23 protein-coding genes are annotated in these 20,109 nt (G+C 59.1%); all 23 read left to right on the forward strand.

The window, feature by feature from the left end:
• The first annotated feature begins 71 nt into the window (after positions 1 to 71).
• The 23 genes from V1290_RS00150 to V1290_RS00260 all read left to right on the forward strand — a co-directional run bounded on the left by V1290_RS00150 (position 72) and on the right by V1290_RS00260 (position 20,038).
• Complete coding sequence (locus V1290_RS00150; protein ID WP_334362404.1) at positions 72 to 272, forward strand: hypothetical protein; 201 nt, start codon at positions 72 to 74, stop codon at positions 270 to 272.
• Positions 273 to 356: 84 nt separating this feature from the next.
• Positions 357 to 851, forward strand: coding sequence for a hypothetical protein (locus tag V1290_RS00155; RefSeq protein WP_334362405.1), 495 nt, complete (start codon positions 357 to 359; stop codon positions 849 to 851).
• A gap of 130 nt (positions 852 to 981) precedes the next feature.
• On the forward strand, positions 982 to 1,155 hold the full coding sequence (locus tag V1290_RS00160) for a hypothetical protein (protein ID WP_334362406.1): 174 nt from the start codon (positions 982 to 984) through the stop codon (positions 1,153 to 1,155).
• Between the two features lie 617 nt (positions 1,156 to 1,772).
• Positions 1,773 to 2,975: a hypothetical protein gene (locus V1290_RS00165; protein WP_334362407.1), complete on the forward strand. Its 1,203-nt coding sequence runs from the start codon at positions 1,773 to 1,775 to the stop codon at positions 2,973 to 2,975.
• Positions 2,976 to 3,080: 105 nt separating this feature from the next.
• Positions 3,081 to 3,203, forward strand: a complete 123-nt coding sequence (locus V1290_RS00170; RefSeq protein WP_334362408.1) for a hypothetical protein — start codon at positions 3,081 to 3,083, stop codon at positions 3,201 to 3,203.
• Between the two features lie 17 nt (positions 3,204 to 3,220).
• Positions 3,221 to 3,787 (forward strand): portal protein, encoded by a 567-nt coding sequence (locus tag V1290_RS00175; RefSeq protein WP_334362409.1) that lies wholly within the window; start codon positions 3,221 to 3,223, stop codon positions 3,785 to 3,787.
• Between the two features lie 62 nt (positions 3,788 to 3,849).
• Positions 3,850 to 5,493: a cell envelope integrity protein TolA gene (locus V1290_RS00180; protein WP_442895040.1), complete on the forward strand. Its 1,644-nt coding sequence runs from the start codon at positions 3,850 to 3,852 to the stop codon at positions 5,491 to 5,493.
• Positions 5,494 to 5,656: 163 nt separating this feature from the next.
• On the forward strand, positions 5,657 to 5,959 hold the full coding sequence (locus V1290_RS00185; RefSeq protein WP_334362411.1) for a hypothetical protein: 303 nt from the start codon (positions 5,657 to 5,659) through the stop codon (positions 5,957 to 5,959).
• A 16-nt stretch (positions 5,960 to 5,975) separates the two neighbouring features.
• Positions 5,976 to 7,061 (forward strand): hypothetical protein, encoded by a 1,086-nt coding sequence (locus V1290_RS00190; RefSeq protein WP_334362412.1) that lies wholly within the window; start codon positions 5,976 to 5,978, stop codon positions 7,059 to 7,061.
• A 12-nt stretch (positions 7,062 to 7,073) separates the two neighbouring features.
• Positions 7,074 to 8,036, forward strand: a complete 963-nt coding sequence (locus V1290_RS00195; RefSeq protein WP_334362413.1) for a DUF5309 domain-containing protein — start codon at positions 7,074 to 7,076, stop codon at positions 8,034 to 8,036.
• 15 nt (positions 8,037 to 8,051) lie between these two features.
• Positions 8,052 to 8,615: a hypothetical protein gene (locus tag V1290_RS00200; RefSeq protein WP_334362414.1), complete on the forward strand. Its 564-nt coding sequence runs from the start codon at positions 8,052 to 8,054 to the stop codon at positions 8,613 to 8,615.
• Positions 8,616 to 8,617: 2 nt separating this feature from the next.
• Positions 8,618 to 9,316: a hypothetical protein gene (locus V1290_RS00205; RefSeq protein ID WP_334362415.1), complete on the forward strand. Its 699-nt coding sequence runs from the start codon at positions 8,618 to 8,620 to the stop codon at positions 9,314 to 9,316.
• On the forward strand, positions 9,303 to 9,668 hold the full coding sequence (locus V1290_RS00210) for a hypothetical protein (RefSeq protein ID WP_334362416.1): 366 nt from the start codon (positions 9,303 to 9,305) through the stop codon (positions 9,666 to 9,668). Before V1290_RS00205 ends, V1290_RS00210 begins: the two co-directional genes overlap by 14 nt.
• A gap of 4 nt (positions 9,669 to 9,672) precedes the next feature.
• Positions 9,673 to 9,945 (forward strand): hypothetical protein, encoded by a 273-nt coding sequence (locus V1290_RS00215; protein WP_334362417.1) that lies wholly within the window; start codon positions 9,673 to 9,675, stop codon positions 9,943 to 9,945.
• Positions 9,945 to 10,256, forward strand: a complete 312-nt coding sequence (locus tag V1290_RS00220) for a hypothetical protein (RefSeq protein WP_334362418.1) — start codon at positions 9,945 to 9,947, stop codon at positions 10,254 to 10,256. Before V1290_RS00215 ends, V1290_RS00220 begins: the two co-directional genes overlap by 1 nt.
• Entirely contained in the window at positions 10,256 to 10,897 is a 642-nt protein-coding gene (locus V1290_RS00225; RefSeq protein ID WP_334362419.1) for a phage adaptor protein, read from the forward strand. The genes V1290_RS00220 and V1290_RS00225 overlap by 1 nt, the downstream gene beginning before the upstream one ends.
• Positions 10,898 to 11,088: 191 nt before the next feature.
• Complete coding sequence (locus tag V1290_RS00230; protein ID WP_334362420.1) at positions 11,089 to 13,548, forward strand: hypothetical protein; 2,460 nt, start codon at positions 11,089 to 11,091, stop codon at positions 13,546 to 13,548.
• On the forward strand, positions 13,548 to 15,245 hold the full coding sequence (locus V1290_RS00235; RefSeq protein ID WP_334362421.1) for a hypothetical protein: 1,698 nt from the start codon (positions 13,548 to 13,550) through the stop codon (positions 15,243 to 15,245). Before V1290_RS00230 ends, V1290_RS00235 begins: the two co-directional genes overlap by 1 nt.
• Positions 15,242 to 15,562: a hypothetical protein gene (locus V1290_RS00240; RefSeq protein ID WP_334362422.1), complete on the forward strand. Its 321-nt coding sequence runs from the start codon at positions 15,242 to 15,244 to the stop codon at positions 15,560 to 15,562. The genes V1290_RS00235 and V1290_RS00240 overlap by 4 nt, the downstream gene beginning before the upstream one ends.
• Positions 15,559 to 15,951, forward strand: coding sequence for a hypothetical protein (locus V1290_RS00245; protein ID WP_334362423.1), 393 nt, complete (start codon positions 15,559 to 15,561; stop codon positions 15,949 to 15,951). Before V1290_RS00240 ends, V1290_RS00245 begins: the two co-directional genes overlap by 4 nt.
• Complete coding sequence (locus V1290_RS00250; protein ID WP_334362424.1) at positions 15,941 to 16,795, forward strand: tail fiber domain-containing protein; 855 nt, start codon at positions 15,941 to 15,943, stop codon at positions 16,793 to 16,795. The genes V1290_RS00245 and V1290_RS00250 overlap by 11 nt, the downstream gene beginning before the upstream one ends.
• A 13-nt stretch (positions 16,796 to 16,808) precedes the next feature.
• A complete protein-coding gene (locus V1290_RS00255; RefSeq protein WP_334362425.1) occupies positions 16,809 to 18,011 on the forward strand; it encodes a hypothetical protein in 1,203 nt (400 codons plus the stop codon).
• On the forward strand, positions 18,011 to 20,038 hold the full coding sequence (locus V1290_RS00260; protein ID WP_334362426.1) for a hypothetical protein: 2,028 nt from the start codon (positions 18,011 to 18,013) through the stop codon (positions 20,036 to 20,038). Before V1290_RS00255 ends, V1290_RS00260 begins: the two co-directional genes overlap by 1 nt.
• Positions 20,039 to 20,109: the final 71 nt, after the last annotated feature.

Raw genomic sequence — 20,109 nt, forward strand, 5'->3', positions numbered from 1 at the left:
CGTTGAGCAAACTCGGTGCTGTGCACGGTGCTGATAGAGATCAGGTTCGCATCTGGTCGGCTGGAGTCAAAATGAGCGCTGAGATTATTCAATTCGTGCCGAGGCCAAATCCGAACAGGGCAACGGAAATTGACTCCACGAAGGGTTGGACGCTCCAGCCTGACCTGACGTGGAAGAAAAACGAGATCGTTCCATTCGGCGGCGCCGGCATTGACGGGATGGTCTACGAATCGTCGCTTGGGTTTGTCGCGCCAGACAAGGACCCAGCATGATTAGCTGCCCGCATTGGGGAATGTTTCGAGTCCACTCTTGGCCTGAGGACTTCTGGGTATTTATTAGCATGTCCGGCGGGCGGCGTGAATGAAAGCGACCTGGCTTGGTTCGCTGCAAGACTAGCGATAGCGGTACACGAAACACGAAGGTTAACCCCCGAAATGTCCGCATACGAGCTAAAGCAGGCTCTAAGGGACCTCCCGGGGATTGAGACCCTAACCATTAGCTACGCCGGGAACGGCAACCAACTGGTCACGATAGGCGATCAGACCGCAGAAGTCGGGCCGATGGCGAGCAATGAAGAAATCAGGCTTGCCTTTCTGAATCCATTCATACGAACCGAGAACACCAAGATGTCCATCAGTGGGTACGAGCCGGGAGCCATTAGGGCGCGCCTGGAAGCGCTGAAGAAAGCTGGCAAGGATCGGCGGGACGCAGCCATCGCCAAACTGGACGAGGCTGGCAAGAAGCATGAAGCGGTCTCTGAGGAGATCGAGCGGGTAGCGGGTCAGCTTGAGAAGGAAGCCGACGCTGCGCTTCAGGAGTTTGCCGAGTTCAGCAATGGCGGGCCGGCATGACGTATCCTGTAGGATATATATACGCTGGTCCGTTCATGTACCACCCAGACTCAACGAAGCATTGGCCGAAGGATCAGTGGGTCGTTTTTGATGGCAGCGACTGGGTGCCATTTAGCAAATGGAAGCGCGCATGAGCATTATCGACGAGCACGAGGAAATCAGGCGGCGCATGGAAGAGCTGAGGGCGGCGGCTCAGGAGTCACTGACTGGCACCAGCGCGCCTGTAACCGGCCAAGAGCCCAAGATAGGCGAGTATGCGGTTGGCTGGCCGTATACCGCCAGTGCGGACTATGACCCGGCTTGAAATGAAATCAAGTTTTCAAGATGGCCCACGGGGGTTCTAGACCGGGAGCAGGACGTAAGCCGGGCGCTGCTACGAAGGTCAACCAAGAAGCCCGGCAGAAGGCCCTAGAGGGCGGTATTAGTCCCCTCGAAATACATGCTGGGGCTGATGCGCAATGAGGAATTGGACCGGGAGACTCGGTTGGACGCTGCCAAGTCAGCGGCACCCTACGTCCACGCCAGATTGGCAGCGGTAGAGCATTCAGGCGGTATGACGCTGACGCATGAGGACGCTTTAGATGAGCTTGACGAGCCGGGAACGGACGATCAGGCGACGATTGAGGGATGATCTACCGCACTACGCCGAGAAGTGCCTTCGGATTAGAACCAAATCGGGGGCGATCGAACCGCTAAAGCTCAACAGGGCTCAGCGGTATGTCCACGATCAGTTGGAGGCCCAGAAGGTCAGAACCGGCCGTGTTCGAGCCCTGATCCTCAAGGGCCGTCAGCAGGGCTGCTCAACGTATGTTGAGGGGCGATACTATCATCGGGTTTCACATAGCCGGGGGCTTCGCGCGTTCATCCTGACGCATGAGGACGCTGCTACGCAAAACCTGTTCGAGATGGTCAACCGCTACCATGAGCATTGTCCACCCGCTGGTGAAGCCATCGACGGGCGCGGCGAACGCCAAGGAACTTAACTTCGACGCGCTAGACAGCGCCTACAAGGTCGGCACAGCCGGCACGAAGGGCGTAGGGCGGTCATCTACCTTGCAGCTCTTCCATGGCTCTGAGGTGGGGTTCTGGCCCCATGCGGATACTCATGCTGCGGGCGTCTTGCAGGCCGTACCTGACGAGCCTGGAACTGAAGTGATTTTGGAGAGTACGGCTAACGGCGTTGGCAACTTCTTTCATCAGAAGTGGCGCGATGCTGAGACTGGCAGAAGCGAATATATTGCCATCTTTGTGCCTTGGTATTGGCAGGAGGAGTATCGCAAGACGCCTGCTGAAGACTTCGCGCTCGATGAAGAAGAGCAGGAATACAAGGAACAGTACGGCCTCGACGAGGCGCAAATGTGCTGGCGCCGGGCCAAGATTGTTGAACTGAAAGACCCGGTGCTCTTCAAGCAGGAATACCCGGCGACTGCCGCCGAGGCGTTCCAGATGAGCGGGCATGATAGTTATATTCCTCCAGCTCTTGTTGCTAAGGCGCGTAAAGCCAAGTGCGAAGCGTCCGGCGCACTAGTGATCGGCTACGATCCAGCGTGGATGGGAAGCGACCGCCATTCCATGGCGTGGCGCAGGGGGCGCCAAGTTACGAAAGTCGAGTCGAAGCAGAAGTTTGACACGGTTCAGGGTGCTGGTTGGGCCAAGAAGGTCATCGACGACGACAAGCCGGCCAAGATGTTCATCGACGTGGGCGGCGTCGGCGCAGGCGTTTACGATCAATTGATGCACATGGGCGAGCCATACTCAACGATTGTTGAGGCGGTTAACTTTGGTTCCGCGCCCTTCGAGCCACAGCCACTGGACGAGCACGGGAAGCCAAGCGGCGGGCCGCTGAATCGGCGTGCGGAAATGTGGATGAAGTCCAAGGAATGGCTGGAAGACCCAGCAGGCGCGCAAATACCCGATAGCGACAGCTTGCAGGCCGATGCCTGCGGCCCGTCATACAAATACGACAGCAACACGAGGTTGGTTTTGGAGAAGAAGGAAGACATGCGCAGGCGTGACGCGCTCAGTCCTGACGAGTGGGATGCTGTGGCGCTGACATTTGCCAAGCCGGTCGCTCCGTCGAACTTCAACCGTGCCATCCGCTACCCCAATCAGGGCTACGCGTAATGGCCAAGATGTCCACGATGGACCTCAAGGCGATGTGCCGATGCCTGCGGCCCGTCATACAAATACGACAGCAACACGAGGTTGGTTTTGGAGAAGAAGGAAGACATGCGCAGGCGTGACGCGCTCAGTCCTGACGAGTGGGATGCTGTGGCGCTGACATTTGCCAAGCCGGTCGCTCCGTCGAACTTCAACCGTGCCATCCGCTACCCCAATCAGGGCTACGCGTAATGGCCAAGATGTCCACGATGGACCTCAAGGCGATGTTGGATGCGCAGAAGGCGGATTCGCTTGCCGCCATGAGCGCTGCTGATCTGGCTGCCGAGCGCTCTGACGCGATGGATTACTACCTCGGCGATATGTCGAAGGACATGCCGGCGCAGGATGGGCGATCGAAGGCCGTGTCGACCGATGTCGCCGATACCATCGAAGGGCTGATGCCTAACTTGATGGATATCTTTGCGGGATCTGATGAAGTGGTTCGGTTTGAACCCGTTGGGCCGGAAGACGAAGAGGCGGCGCAGCAAGAGACCGATTACGTCAATCACGTGTTCATGCAGCAAAACCCTGGCTTCATGGTGCTGTATTCCTTCATCAAGGATGCGCTGCTTTCAAAGGTCGGCATCGTCAAGGTTTGGTGGGAAGAGAGCGAACAGGAAGAGCGGGAGACCTATTACGATCTGACCGACGACCAGTTTGCGCTGCTGGCGCAGGCCGTGGCGGCATCAGGCGGCATGATGAAGATCGTTGAGCATAGCGTGAACGGGGAGGGCGACGCGCCCACCTCCAATCCGGAATACGAGGCGACCAGCTAATGGACGCCGTGACGCCGCAGACCATGATGTCTACCGCGCTGACGCCATTGCCAAAGCCGGTCATGCACGACGTGACCATCGTCACGACCAAGAAGCTTGCCCAAGCCAAGGTGATGGGCGTTCCCCCGGAAGAGTTCGGGATCGAGCGCGGCGCCCGCAACATCAAGGACTGCAACTACTGCTTCCACGAGGTCGTCACCAAGACTGAAGGCCAGTTGATCGCGGAAGGCTTTGACGAGAACCAGATCAAGGCGCTGGGCGATTATACCGGCTACACCGATATTGAGACGATCGCGCGGGATTCGATCAACGAGCATTTCGGATCAAGCGATGTCAACAAGTCGGCCCGACTGGTCAAGATCACCGAGCATTACGTTCGGATGGACTACGAGGGCAATGGTCGGCCTTGCCTGTACCAGGTCATCACCGGAGGAGATCAGGGCGAGATCCTGCGCAAAGACGGCAAGGAGTGCATAGAGCCGTTTGACGCGATCCCGTTCGCTACGACGACGCCGGTCCCGATCACCCATCGATTTTTCGGGCGATCGATTGCTGATCTCGTGATGGACATTCAGCGGGTTAAGACTGCGCTGATCCGCGGTGCTCTGGATAATCTCTATCTGCACAACAATCCGCGGGTTGAGGTGGCAGAGGCGATGGCCGGCCCGAATACGCTGGATGACCTTCTGGTGAGCCGGCCGGGCGGCGTGGTCCGTACCAAGAATCCGGGCGGGCTAAACTGGCAGGTTGTTCCGGACATCACCGGATCGGTCTACCCCATGTTCCAGTACATGGACGCGACCAGGGAAACCCGAACCGGCCTCTCCAACCAATCGCAGGGCATTGATGCCAACGCGCTGCAGAACCAAAGCGCGACCGCCGTCGCTCAGGTCTTCTCTGCCTCGCAGATGCGGATGAAGCTGATCGCCCGCATCATGGCCGAAGGCGTGCGCGACATCTTCGCGCTGCTGCACGGCACGATTCGCAAGCATGGCCAGCAGCAACAGACGGTTCGGCTGCGCAATACGTGGGTTCCGGTTGATCCGCGGCAGTGGAAAACCCGCGCAGATATGACGATCAACGTTGGTCTTGGGACCGGCGGCAAGGCCCAGCAGTTCGCGCAAGTGATGGCGTTGGCGAATGTGCAGAAGGAAATGCTTGCCGGCGGCAAGGCCAATCTGGTTGACGATCAGGCGCTGTTCAATACCGCGTCTGAATTGACCAAGATCATGGGCTACAAGAACCCCGATAAGTTCTTCAACGACCCGAGCGCTAAAAACCCGCAGACGGGTGAGTTGCTGCATCCGCCTGTCCCGCCGCCAGAAGACCCGAAGGTTACGCAGATCAAGGTGCAGGCGGAGCTGAAGAAGCAGGAAGACGAGCGCAAGGCTCAGATTGAGGCTATTCAGGCTCGGGCCGACATCGAGACCAACAATAAGAAGGTTGAAGCGGACATTATCCAGAATCGCGAAAAGGCGGCGATCGAGGAGAGGTTGGCGGTTCTTCAGTTCCAACTCGATAATGCGCGTGACCAGCGCGAGCACGACTACAAGATGGCGCAGTTGCAGGCCAAGACCGCCGCAGATCGCGAAAAGCACGAGCAGCAATTGGAAGCGGGCGTGTTCAAGGTGGCTGCCGGCGCTGAGGCCCACGGCCAGAAGATGGAGCAGATGAAGAACGCTCCCAAGCCGAAGGGTGGCAAGTGATCCGCATCAAGTCAGTTTCGATCCGCGAGCGCGATGTTAAGAACCCCGGCGCCAAATCGCACCTACAGTACGTCATGGAGGACGGCGAAGGGTGGGATTTAGCCCATTTCCGCCTCCATCATTTCGAGTCTGGCGATAGACTCGTTTTCCATCGGGTGGAAGCTTGAGCGACGAAATCGCCCTCCAGAAAGCCACAGCGCGGGCTGCACGCGCGCAACGGCTGCTTGAGGATGAACTGCTGGCCGAGGCATTCACCTCACTGGAAAGCTCTTATACGAGCGCTTGGCGGGCAACCACAATTGACGACGTATCCGGCCGGGAAAAGCTTTTCCTCGCCATCAACATCGTCGGCAAGGTCCGCGATCATCTGACGACCGTTGTCAATAACGGGAAACTGGCGGCGAAGGAATTGAAAGACCTTGCCGAGACGGCCGAGCGCAAGAAGCGCTTTGGAATCCTAACCTAACCACAAGGAACATCATTTGACCGACGAAACCGGCGCTCCCGCTGGAGGCGACGCTATTGCTGTCGTCCAGGCGCCCGCTGATACCGGCGCAGATCTATCCATTTCTCAGGCTGCTCGCGCCCTCGCAGCAGCCCGGCACAAGCCGAAAGAAGAATCCGCTCCCGTCGAGCAGCCCCAGGCTGATCCGGTTGAGCAACCCGAATTGGCGCAAGCCAACGCTGACCCGGAAACGGCCCCCAGCGAAGAACCCGACGCAGCCGACCCTCAGACACCTGAGCCCATCGAGCCGCCGAGGTCTTGGACAAAGGCAGAAAAGGAACGCTTTCAATCCTTGCCTCGTGAGACGCAGGAATATCTGCACGCTCGCGAACAGGAGCGGGAACGGGATTTTCGCCGTAGTCAGAACGAAATCGCTGAACAGCGCAAGGCAATCGAAGCCGAGCGCCAGAAGGCGGAACAGGTAAGGCAACAGTACGAGGCCCAACTACCGGGCGTCATGCAGGCGCTTCAGGACGCGCAGAACGGGGCATTCGCCGACATTAGAACCGTCGATGATGTCACCAAACTGGCGAACGAAGATCCGTTCCGATATCTGCAATGGCAGGCGCATCAGACAAAGCTGCAGGCTGTCAACGCGGAACTGGAGCGGGCGAAGGATGAAAAGTCGAAAGCTGAGCAATCCGAATGGGCAAACCACGTCCAGAAGGAAAATGCTCTCGCTGCCGAATACATCCCCGAGCTTGCAGACAAGGACAAAGGCCCCAAGCTGACGCAGCGCGTTGCGACTGAATTACTGCCCGAACTCGGTTTCAAGGACAGCGAACTCGCGGACCTGGCAAGTGGGAAGTCCAAGCTTTCCATCTATGACCACAGGGTTCAGCGACTCCTCGCCGATGCCGTGAAGCTGCGGGACATTCAGAGCGCCAAGACGGCTGTAGTCGCCAAGCCGCTTCCACCCGTTCAGAAGCCCGGAACTGCAAGGCCGCAAGGCAATGCACATTCCGAGCAAATCCAAGCCCTCACCCGAAAACTCAACGAGACCGGTGATCTTCGCGTCGCGCAGCAGCTTCGTGCGCTGCAGGCCAAGCGCCGGGCATCATAAGGACTTACGTTAATGGCACTTCCTACCAATACCTTCGCCACCTATGAGGCGATCGGTAACCGCGAAGACCTCAGCGATATGATCTATCGCATCGATCCGACCGACACCCCGTTCATGACGGGCGTCGAGCGGGAAAAGGCGACTGCGGTTAACCACGAATGGCAAACCCAGGCGCTGGCTTCCGTCGATACCTCTAACGCGGTTCTCGAAGGCGACGACGCCGTGACCGATGCCGTGACCCCGACTGTTCGTCTCGGCAACATCTGCCAGATCTCGGACAAGGTTGCCCGCGTTTCCGGCACGCAGCAGGCGGTTGACCACGCCGGCCGCGACAACGAACTCGCTTATCAGGAGATGCTGAAGGGCCTCGAACTGAAGCGCGACATGGAGTCGATCCTGGTCGGCACCAACCAGGCCAAGAACGCCGGCGCTGATGCGACCGCCCGCAAGACGGCCTCGATCCTGTCTTGGATCAAGACCAACACCAGCAAGGGTACCGCTGGCGGCGCGGCTGACCCGACGACTGCGGATGGTGCTGGTACCCGTACTGACGGCACCCAGATCGCATTCACCGAAGCCCGGCTGAAGACCGTTCTTTCGGCGATCTGGACCTCGGGCGGCAAGCCCAACATGATCTATACTGGCGCCTTCAACAAGCAGGTGTTCTCGACCTTCACGGGCCGTTCGACCCCGATGGAAGAGGCGAAGTCGAAGAAGATCGTGGCTTCGGTCGATGCCTACGATTCTGACTTCGGCGTGCTCAAGGTCGTTGCCAACCGCTTCCAGCGCACTCGCGACGTTCTGGTGTTGGAAATGGACAAGTGGGCGGTTGCCTACCTGAATGGCCGCAAGATGGTCTCGATCGCGCTGGCGAAAACCGGCGACTCCGACCGTCGCCAAATCCTCTCCGAATACTCGCTGGTTGCTCGCAATGAAAAGGCGAGCGGCGGCGTGTTCGACAACACCACTTCCTGATAGGAGCACCCACTAATGTCCACTATCTACACTTTCCATCAGGAATGCTCGGCCCTTTCCGAGGCTCCTGCGCGCACTGACGTTGTGCTGATGTATGACACCAGCGCCGGCACCACCAAGCGCATCACGACCGACTATCTGGCTGGCGCGACCTCCACGCCGGTCGATACCACGGCCACCACGCTGACGATTACGGCGGCGGCGCATGCCAACCGTACCGTGACCATCTCCTCTGCGGCGCCGATTGCGATCACGCTGCCGCAGGCGACGGGCACGGGCAACAAGTACCGCTTCGTTGTTGCGGTTGCGGCGACCGGCACGGCTTCCACCATCAAGGTAGCGAACGCTACCGACGTGATGATGGGCTATGCGTTTGCTGTGACAACGACCTCGGATAACGGCGAGGGCTTCAAGACCACTGCCACTTCTGACACCATCAGCATGAACGGCACCACGCTGGGCGGCGTTGTCGGCGACATCTACGAAATCGAGGATGTCATCACCGGCAAGTTCTCCGTGAAATGCTTCACGGCCCCCACGGGAACCGAAGCAACGCCGTTCAGCGCGACGGTCAGCTAGGCATGAAGCTGGATATGGCGGGCGTTTCCGTAATGCTCGCCATGCCAACCCATCGAGATATCCCGGCCGGTACTGTCGCCTCGCTCCTGGCAACGCAGGACCTTCTCACGGTCAAGCGCGTCCCCTTCGAGGTGCAGCTACAGGTCGGGAATTCTCTCGTTACCCACGCCCGTTCCAAGATCGCCCATACCTTCCTGCAATCGGACAAGTCCCTTCTGTTCTGGGTGGACTCCGACATTGAATGGAAGGCTGCCGATTTCCTCCGTCTTTGTGCGCTCGCGACCAAGATGGATGTCGTTGGCGGCGCGTACCCAGCCAAGAAAGACCCGATCACCTTCTTTCTTGATCCCTCAAGCGGGGGCGAGATCGAAAGCAATGAGTATGGCTGCTTGAAGATCGGTGGATGGGGCATGGGGTTTACCGTCGTCACCCGCCGCGTGATTGAGGCTTTAGCGGATAAGTCTCCCAAGCTGAAGTTTAACGGCGTGGATGAGCCGATTGCGCACATCTTCCGGTGTGATGAGCACAATGGATATGCGCGCGGCGAGGATATGGCGTTCTTTGCTGACGCGAAAGACCTCGGTTTCGAGGCGTTCTTAGACCCAAGCATCACCCTGGGCCATATCGGCTCGAAAACCTATACGGCCTCGATAGCGGACATGCTCAGGCCCATTGAAGGAGAATCTGATGGCACTTCCTGAAAACCGGCCGCTCAGCGAGGCGCAGGTCAGCGCGTATCTGGCCGACCTTTCGACGGCAAGCTCTGCATTCGTCGCCTCGCCGTGGCGCGGCAAGATCGTGCGGGTGCATTCCGTAATCGGCGCCGCGATCACTACGGCGAACGCGACGTGGACGATGGAAATTAACGGGACCGCAGTTACTGGAGTTTCCGTGACCGTCACGCAGTCCGGTTCGGCGGCGGGTGACGTGGATAGTGCCATTCCGACTGGCGCGAACTACGTCAACGAGGGCGACACGATCGAGTTTATCTCGGCCGGCGAGAGCGACACGACCAGCCCCGTGATGTTCACTGCCGTGATCGAGCGGGACTGATCCCATGCAGAAGCGCCTTAGCACAGTCCATAAGTTTACGATGTCCGGCACCTCACAGGCGACTGCTGCATTCGGGGCGCAGACTTACAAGGTGCGCGTCGCCACCCATGACCAGCCGGCCTATATCCGGATCGGCGACGGCACGCCTACGGCGGTCGATACGGATAGCTTGTTTCCGCTCGGCTGGTCGGAATGTTTTGACGTGACGCCCGGCCAAAAGCTTGCGGTCCTGCAGGCTGGCACTGCCGGCATTCTGACGGTCACGGAACTGACCTGATGGATGTTCGCTTCCACCTCGACAGCAACGGCCAAGACCTTGCGATTGAACATCGCCAAGACGTTGAACCTATCCTGGAGTGGAACAAGGAAGCGAGGCGAGACGAGCAGCAGAGCGATTGGGGCCGTCATGTCGCGCGTATCCCTAACGTGATCTATGTCAAGTGGTTCGATGAAGAGCACCGCAAGGGCAACACGCAATTGCGGATGTTCACGCCCGAGTTTGACGCGATCGTCCAGAAGAAGCTGCAGGATCCGGAGTGGGCGTATCTCCGGGTTGACCGTCCTAAATTGCAGGCGGGCTGGCGCTAATGGCTATTTCGACATACTCGGAATTGCAGAGCGCGGCCGCGAATTGGCTGGCGCGGGACGACCTTACGGCGCGCATTCCCGAGTTTGTCACGCTATGCGAAGCCAAGCTGAACCGCGAATTGTTCGTGCGGCAGATGGAAGTGCGGTCAACCACGACATGCGATACGAGCGACACTGAGCCGGAATTTATCTCGCTGCCGACAGACTTCCAGTCGATGCGACGGATCAGGCTCTCCAGCGTCACCGGCAAGCCACGGCTGCGGTATCTGAGCGGCACGCAAGCTGATGAATATCGCTACGGCAACGATAACACGTCGGGCCAGCCGTCGCACTTCACCATCATGGGCTCGGAAATCGAACTGATCCCGACGCCTGACGCCAACTACACGATCGAGATGGTGTACCGGAAGAACATTCCGGCGCTGGCGTCAAACAGCACCAACTGGCTGCTGACCTTGGCGCCTGACGTTTATCTCTATGGCACGCTCCTGGAATCGGCCCCTTACATCAAGGAAGACGAGCGTATTGCCGTCTGGGCCGCGGGCCTGTCCCAAGCGGTCGAAAGCCTCAACAAGCTTGGACAACTCGCGCAATACAATTCAGGCCCGATGACCATGACGGTTAGCGGGGTTACGCCGTGACCTGGACCGCCGAAGACCGAACAATCTGAAAGCTGGACCGCTATCTCCGTGGAAGAATACCCGCGCGTATTCAGCCCTCGCGTCTTTGCAACACGGGTTGTGTCCGGTCGGCGCGTTTTCGACACCGGCCCGACATCCGGCGTCTGGGATGCCCAAACCGAGCAATCTGAAACCTGGACGGTCGTTACCTAATGGCGCTTACGATCACTCATGCTCAGGTCGCCGGAACGGGCGTCGATGCTGACGCTATTGTAGACGGTGCGGATTGGGATGCAAACCACACCATCTCGGGAAGCGTTGCTGCGTCTGAGGTAACGAGCGGCGCCGCGCTTACCAAGACCGACGACACTAACGTAACGCTGACGCTGGGCGGCGGGCACGCAGCGGCGCTTCTATCTGCCACATCAGTCACCGTTGGCTGGACCGGCACGCTTGCGCTTTCCAGATTTTATAACGCCTCAGCAAGCAGGAAGATTCTTGCGCGGCAATCCGCCGGGGCAGGTGTGTTTGAGGAAACCACTGCTTCTTCTTTCCTCAACGTCCTCTATGCGGAAGACTATGGTGTTCTGGCTTCGAATACCGCGGCTGCAAACGACACTGCATTCTCCTCCCTGATTACCGCCATCGGGACCGGGGGCAAGCGGGTTATCTTCCCGACCGGCAAAATACAGTTTTCGACTGCCCTTAACCTGTCCAGCCTGACCAATGTTGTCTTTGAAGGCGGGGGCGGCCTTGACCTGACCTACTCTGGAAACTTCGGAACGGTCCTGCATTTTACTGGGACCGGCTCGGGCAACATCATTAATATGACGAACCACCGCGGCCTATGGTGGCGGGATATTCAGGTCGTTTATAGCTCCAACTCCTTTACTGGAACTGTCTTTAACTGTTCCACAACGTTTACGACTGGTTGCGCCTCCGGCTTTGAGCGTGTCCAAGTCTATCAGATCACCAATAACGGCCACACGGCTGGACAGTGCTTCTATCTCAAGAACAATGTGGATGTGACGTTCTATAACGTCTACGTCTCACACGCTAGCTACGGCTGGGTTGGGCTGTTCGATGGCGACGCCACATCGCCCACGAACGAAACCAACATGATTAAGTTGGTTAATTGCACATCCATCGGTCTTGGCAGCGCGGCAATCGTAAATCCGATCATCGGATGGAGTTGCTACGGGTGCAATTTTGAATTGGCCAACTCTGGCGCACCCGCTGGGTTTCTTGCGACTGGCGCCCATACCGTTACCAATCTCGGTCTTTATGGGTGCGTCTTTGCTGATAGCACTGGTGCCGGCACGTGGGTTGATCTTCCCGTCAATATTTTCAACTTCACGATGATTGGCGGAGCCGTTCTGACCGCCTCTGCCCCCAGCGGGACGGGTATGATTTTGGGCAACACCGTTTGCTCTGGTCTTGTTATCAACGGTGTTCTCTTCAGTGGACTTTCTACCGGAATTTCTTTGTCTGCTTCTGGGACTATTGCAAGCATCATCGGCAACGAGTTCCTGAGCACCACCACAGCTCTCTCAGGGGCGGCCAATCTTGACGCCACGTCAATCGTCATCGCCAACAACGGACTTAGCCCCCGAGCCATCGCTGCCAGCGCAGGTGGCACTGGCTTTACATCGTACACGACGGGCGATCTACTTTACGCAGATAGCGGCACGACACTTGCCAAACTGGCCGATGTCGCGACCGGAAATGCTCTCATCTCGGGAGGCGTCGGAACGGCCCCATCATGGGGCAAGATAGGCATATCAACGCACGTCAGTGGCCTTGGGACGGGAGTTGCAACATTCCTTGGCACTCCTTCGAGTGCTAATCTTGCGTCTGCGGTGACTGACGAGACCGGCAGCGGTTCTCTTGTATTCGCCACCAACCCGACGCTTCCCAATGGGTTTGTCGGACAGTCTACTGGCAATCCCTTTAGTTTTCGCGCGCCCTCGGGCGGCGATGTAGCTCTTGTTCGCTATAATTCCCTAAATGCTGGCGAGGCTGTTGGATTTGGCTTCCAAGATGCCGGGTCAACAAAGTGGACCCTGGGCAAGACGACGGCCAACGACTTTCAGATTGTTGATTTTGCTAACTCTGTTAATGCGCTAACGATCACTGACGGGGCGGCATCTGCCGGGTTGGTCACTGTTGGGTATACGACTGCCAGCTCTTCCTCATCTACGGGCGCGCTTGTTGTTAGTGGCGGCGTTGGTGTTGGTGGCGCGCTGCACATTGGAACGCCGCTCGCCGTCAGCAGCGGTGGTGTCGGCGTAGCTGCGCCATCCATATACATTTCAGCCAGCGCTAACGATGTCGATTTTAATTCCGTCGCAGATACGGCGCTGACGATTTCGCTACCGAGCGGTTATACACGGTACCGCCTCCAGGCGCTCATGATCTACGGCGCAAGCGCGGCAGCAACAAGTGCTCAGTTCGCACTATATACGGCGGCGGCAGCCGGCGGTACGGCGATTGTTACGCCAACGACATGCACGGTCAACACGGCATCCGCCGACACGGCGACGAGCCTTCAGGCCGTTGGCCCGTCTATCAATGCGATGTTTACTGATACTTCGTTGTTTTTCCGCATTACGACCGCGCACGGCTCTGCCGTCACCGCTGACGTAGCGCTTCAGATACAACCGCTCCCATAATGCCACTGCTTCCTTTCGGAGAATACCGCCCGGACGTTTCGGACTACGAAGGACAGGCAACCCGTCACATTCTGAACGTCATCCCGCGGGGTGATGGTTACGGGCCGTTTAGAGATTTTGCCATCCTTTCTCAGGCGCTTCCCGCAGCTTGTCGAGGGGCCTTCTACGCGCTGAAGTCAGACGGTTCGGTTGCGATCTTCGCCGGGACTTCTGACCGGCTCTATCTGGCGAGCAACACCGACTATTCGTGGACGCCCGTCAGCAAGGTCGCAACATTTACGGTCACGATTGCCTCTCCCGGCGTCGTTACCAAGACCGCGCACGGCTTTGCGGCTAACGACCCGTTTGTGCCGACCACGACCGGCGCGCTTCCCACGGGGATGACGGCAGGTACAAAGTACTTCGTCAAGACAGTTCTTTCTGCCGACACGTTCACGTTTTCAGCCACGGCGGGCGGGGCCGCGATCAATACATCTGGTTCGCAATCCGGCACGCACTCGCTAACGCATCTCTATTCGTCGCTGTCCTCGGATGCGCAATGGCAGTTTGTGCAGTTCGGCAATCTGGTACATGCGACCCAAGAGAACGTCCCTCTGCAGGTCTATGACCTGTCGTCGTCCAGTGCGTTCGCCGATGTCGCCGGGTCTCCGCCGCAGGCGGCCTATATCAGCGTTGTTGGTAGGTTTCTGGTTCTCTCCGGGCTATTGTCCAACCCGTATCGAATTCAATGGTCGGGCCTGAACGCAACGACCACATGGACCAGCGGGACGAACAGTTCCGACTTCCAGGACTTCCCGGACGGCGGCATTGTTCGCGGTGTTGCGGGCGGCGAAGCGGGTATCGTGTTCCAGGATCAGGCCATCCGGCGGATGAGCTATATTCCGGGCTCGCCGCTGATCTTCCAGATTGACCGCATCGCGGAAGGCAAGGGCCTGTTTGCGCCCTATAGCCTCATTCGTGCGGGTGAATTGATCTTCTTTCATTCTGCCTATGGTCTCTACAAGATCGCGCCGGGCGGCATCCCCGAACAGATCGGGCGCGAGAAGGTTGACCGGACGTTCTTTGACGATCTCGACAAGACAGAACTACGGATGTTCATTGGTGCGGCTGACCCGCGATCAACGCGGGTTTTCTGGGCCTACAAATCGACCTCGGGGACAACGGGACTTTACGACAAGATTCTTGGCTATGACTACGCGCTGGAGCGGTTCTTCCCGCTGGAGATGACCGGCGAATATATCCTTGGCATGTCGCAGCCCGGTATCACGCTGGAAAATCTGGACTCGATTTCCTCATCGCTCGATGCCCTCGGCGCCTCGCTAGACAGTTTTGCGGTTTCGACGCAGCCGCTGATTTCGCAGTTTTCGAGCGAGCACAAGTTGGGGTTCTTCCAAGGCACGAACCTTGAAGCAACACTTGAGAGCGGCGAGCAGGGCACGGACGGCCAGCGGATTCGCGTCAGGGGCTTCCGGCCGATCACAGATGCGCCAACCGTCTATGGCTCAGCCTCTTATCGGGAAACCCAGCAGGCGACGCCGACCTCTACGAGCGAAATCCTGATCAATTCGAGGACGGGGCGCTGTGACCTGAACAGGTCAACGCGGTATTCGCGGCTAAAGGTCCGCATCCCGGCCGAGACGACGTGGACCTATGTGGCTGGCGTTGAGCCGGACTTTGCGACGGAAGGCAAGCAGTGACGGTCTATTTGCCCGAGATCAATGAGACTGATCTCAAAAAGATCGTCCTGGCTTTGCAACAGCTTGGGGCCGGGCGGTCCAATGCTGTCGGGACGGTCACGCTGACGCAGAACTCGGCAACGACGGTTGTAACGACAAGAACCGGGACTTGTGCGCCTGGATCTGTTCCGATCCTGATCCCGACGACCGCAAATGCGGCAACCGAGTTCGGTGCGGGCACCTGGTACATTTCTTCGGTTGGCGTCGATACGTTCACGATAACGCACGTGAACTCTGCGACGGCAAGCCGAACGTTTTTATACGTGATTGTTGGATGAGCGTCGATCTACTCTGCGTCAACCCAGCAGACACTCAAAAGGTTTGGCCGCTGGCGCGCGATTTGATCCGTGCGGCGATCGAACGAACGGGCTTAAGCGACTTCGCCGATATCGAGGAAGACGTTCTCTCGGGCGATCAGTTGCTCTGGCTTGCGATTAGTGACCACATCGAGGCGGCGGCGACCACGCACCTTACGTGTGGCGTCTGCACGATAACAGCTTGCAGCGGACATCAGCGAGAGCGCTGGCTCCCCCTGCTGGCACAAATTGAGAAATACGCAAAAGACGAAGGCTGCAAGATGCGTATCTACGGCCGCGTAGGGTGGCAGAGAGTGCTGGACGGATATCACGTTGAGCATGTGATTTTGGAGAAAGACCTTGGGCGGTAAGAGCACTCAAAGCACGACGCAGCAGAGCACGACAGCACCTTGGGAGGCGGCCCAGCCCGCGCTACAGGGCATCCTGAGCCAGTTGCAGGGCAACCTCAGCAATACTGGCGTGACCGGCGCGGAAAGCGGGGCTCTCTCGACGCTGGTCAACAACGCCAACAGTGCCTCAGCGACCTATGCCCCGCAGATCGCGGATTACGCCAAGACGCTCTTGTCTGGTGGCGGCGCGACGGATCAGGCCGGCAACGTCAACGCCAACTATCAGCGCTATGTTGACCAGACCAACCCGCTCGCATCGAACACCAATTATAATCCCTATGACACGCCGGGGTTCCGCGACGCGATCAACACGGCGACGGCTGACATCACCAACAACACAAACGGGATGTTCGCAGCAGCCGGCAGAGACTTCAGCGGCGCCAATTCAATGGCACTTGGCCGGGGTTTGACGCAGGGCTTGGCGCCGACGATTGCCGCTCAGTACAATCAGAACATCCAGAACCAGCAGGGCGCGGCGGGCAATCTCTACAACGCCGGCAACACCAATGCGGGCATTCTGGCGGGGCTCCAGCAGCAGAAGCTCGCGAACCAGGGTGCGGGCGTTACGGCGGCGGGACAAGCGACCGACGCGGCGAATGCGGGCGCCAATGCGACGCTTCAGGCTGAAGCTGCGCGGCGCGGGATTCCCGTGCAGGCACTTGGTTTGCTCGCTCAGATCGGCATTCCGATTGCGGCGCTGGGTTCGCAGTCGCAAGGAACGGGCAAGCAGGAAAACCAGATGTCGGGGGCGGATCAGTTCCTGAAGCTATCGACCGGCATCACCAATCTTGCCAAGATTTTTTGAGGGCTGAAATAGAATGGGCCTGCTTGATTCTCTCTTTGCTGGCGGCACGGGCGGCGGCGGTCTTCTCGACTTCCTGCGCAACAACGCAATGAACCAGCAGTTCAGCGGCGGCTTACAGTCCGATCAGGCGCAATACGGGGTGCCGATGCAGGCGTTGTCGCAGGTGCCGGCAACTCCAGCGCAGAATGTGCCCCAACCTCCAATGGCGCAGCCGGTGCAGGCCGCTCCGAATGCTGGACCGACGCCAGCCGCGCCCCCGCCGATGCCGGCTAGTCCGACACAGCAGGGTCTTCCGCCAGCCTTCGGTGGCGGCGGCTCATTACTTGGTCGCATTGGTAGTCCTGATGGCCTTATTGCGAAGCTTACGGGCAATGATAGCCGCTCGGTCGCGCAGCAGAACCTCAAAGCGCAATACGACGCTCTTGTGCCCGTCCTTGGCTCGCAGAAGGCCATGCTCGCCGTGATGAACCCGGAGGCCGGCAAAATCCTTCTGGGGCAGGCGCTAGAAGCCAAGCTGCCGGAATATGGCGTTGTCCGGAAAGACCAGTTCGGGAATGAGATATACGGCTGGAAAGACCCCAAGAACAAATCAATTACGGAATACAATCAGCAGGCTAGTCCCCCCGCGGCGCCGTCTGCCATCCCCGCAGCACCTCCCGGAGTCGATCCAAAGATATGGCGCGACGAGCAGTCCAAGCGAGCGACTGGAGACGCGTTGCCAGCGAATTTTGACGATACCAGCAAGCTGCGTACCGAGCTTTCCAAACTACCATCGTATCAGAACATCTCGCAGGCCGCGCCCATCTACAAGTCCATGCGTGATGCTGCGGGCCGCAACACGAAGGCCGCTGACCTCAATCTGGTCTACGGCCTCGGCAAGATCATGGACCCCGGCTCGGTCGTTCGAGAGGGCGAAATCCACATGGCTAATAACGCGCAAGGTTGGCAGGAAAAGCTCAACGGCGTCATTGCGCAGATCAATAACGAGGGCGGCCTGACGCCCGCTGGCCGTCAAGCGTTGATGGCCGAAGCGCACAGCCGGATGCAGTCTTACAAGCAGATGTATGACCAGGACGCCGAGCGTTTTCGCGGCATTGCCACGCGCACCCGAGCAAACCCTGACGACGTTGTTCACGACTTCGGCGAGTTCCAGCCTTGGGTCGCCAAGTCCTCTGAGCCCGTTGTAATCGACGGCTACAAAATCAAGGCCAAGTAATGGGTGTATTCGAGATCACAGCCCCAGACGGCAGGGTCTACGAGATTGAGGGGGCGAGCGCACAAGGCGCATTGGCTGCGCTCCAGAAGCATCTAGGTGCTGCAGCCCCGCAGCCCGCCCCCGCCATGCAGGCCGAGGCGGGGCCTATGCCCTCAACAATGGAGGGAATGGGTGGAGTAGTGCAGGCCGGTCCTGATCTTGGTGAACAGGTCAGGCGGGTTGGCAGCAAGCTGGACGATTGGGCGAGGCTGGCAGCCAATGGCGCGACGTTCGGGCTGGCTGATAAGTTTGCGGGCGGCATGGACGCGCTGACCGGGCGCGCACCGTCATATGATGCTGGCGTAAAGGCCAATCGAACTGCGACGCAGGATGTGCGCAATCGGTTGCCGGAATCAGCTGTGGTAGAAGGAGTAGGCGGCCTTGGCGGCGGCATTGGCTTGATGCGGAGCGGCCTGACCTTGGCGGGCCGCGTTGGTCCGAACATGCTGCCTCGCGTGCTTGGTTATGGCGCGGAGGGCGGCGCATATGGTGCGGCGCATGGGGCGGGCAATACCTATTCCGAGAACCCGAAAGACTATCTTGAAGCGGCAACGAAGGGCGCGACCACAGGCGCACTAATCGGCGGCGGGTTGCCTGTAGCGGGCGCGGCAGCCGGCGGTCTCTATCGAACCGGGGCGGCGTTCCTCGGCCCCCGCGTTGAAGGGGCCAGCCGCGGCGCGTCGGCAATGCTCCGCGGCGCCGCTCAGGCTGACGAAGCAGGACTGCGCGGCCTATCCGAGATGGGGCCGGATGCGATGCTGGTTGATGCTGGTCCCGCCATGCTCGGTCTTGGTCAGGGTGCCGGCACTGGCGCGGGCGCGGGCCGTACGGCGCTGGTTGATGCGTTGCGCAACCGCGATGCGGGCACTGGACAGCGGCTGGCCCGCGCGCTGGATGAAAATCTTGGCCCATCGCCGATGCCCTCGCGGGTTGAGGCGGGGCTATCCGGCGACCGCGCTTTCATGGGGCAGGAGTATCAGCCATTGCTGCAGGGCGCTGGCCCCGTCAACACAAGAGGTCTGGCGGCGCAACTTGACGCCATGGCTATAGCCGAGCGGGGAGGTGCACAACGGGCCGCGCGCCAAGTCCGCGAGATGCTAAACGACCCGGTAGCTACGCGGGAGTTAGACCGCAACCCGGCGGCGCTTCTCAATAGCAGAGAGGCCATAGACGGCTTACTTAAAACAGAGGTTGACCCCAACACCATCCGCGTTCTCACGCAGGCACGGCAGGCGGTTGACGCTGAGCTGACTCGCGCAGTTCCCGGCATCAAATCGATAGACGCGCCAATCGCTGAATCCCATCGGCAGTCGGCCGCACTTCAGCGCGGCACTCAGGTCCTTGATAGTGGTAAAACCGCTATCAGGCCCGGCGAACTCTCCGACGAAATCAGGCTGTCGGCCTTACCGCAGGGCGAGATGATTGGCCCGTCTGCCGCCCCAACACGGTTGCGGCAGGGCACGCGAGCCGAGCTCGACCGGCTTGTCGGCACCAACGTCAACGACCTGAATACGCTAGAACGCAAGATCGGCACGCCGCAGGACTGGAACAGCCAGAAGCTCGGAACGATCTTCGGCGACGATGCGCGGGACGCCGTAGTTAAATCCCTGATGGATAATCGGAAGTTCCGGCAGTCTTACCAGGACATCGTGCAAAATTCCCAGACCGCCCAACGCATGGAATCCGCAGCGGCTATGAGGGGCTCGGAAGGCGGCAACGTCCCGCACGATACGACGATAACCGGCTTGGGGCTGAAGGCTCTCAATGCAGTAGCGAAGGCCATTGCCGGCGCCAGCAACGCGAGAACCAAGGATGAGATTGGTCAAATCCTGGCGGCGGAAGGTCCAGAGGTCCGGCGCATAGCGCAGGACTTGCTGAGGTCCGCTTGGTCAACGGGCCAAAATTCGCGGGCGATCATGCGGGTTATGTCTTCTCCTTATTGGATTTCCGCAACGACGCCTGTCGCCGGTCGTAAATCCACGCAATGAGGCACAGCGCCGGGAATCCGATCAGGAACGCCAAGTCCTTATCCCCGACGAATAGCTCCCATCGGTTAACT

Origin of the sequence: Bradyrhizobium sp. AZCC 1578 (assembly GCF_036924675.1) — a bacterium.
GTDB lineage: Bacteria > Pseudomonadota > Alphaproteobacteria > Rhizobiales > Xanthobacteraceae > Bradyrhizobium.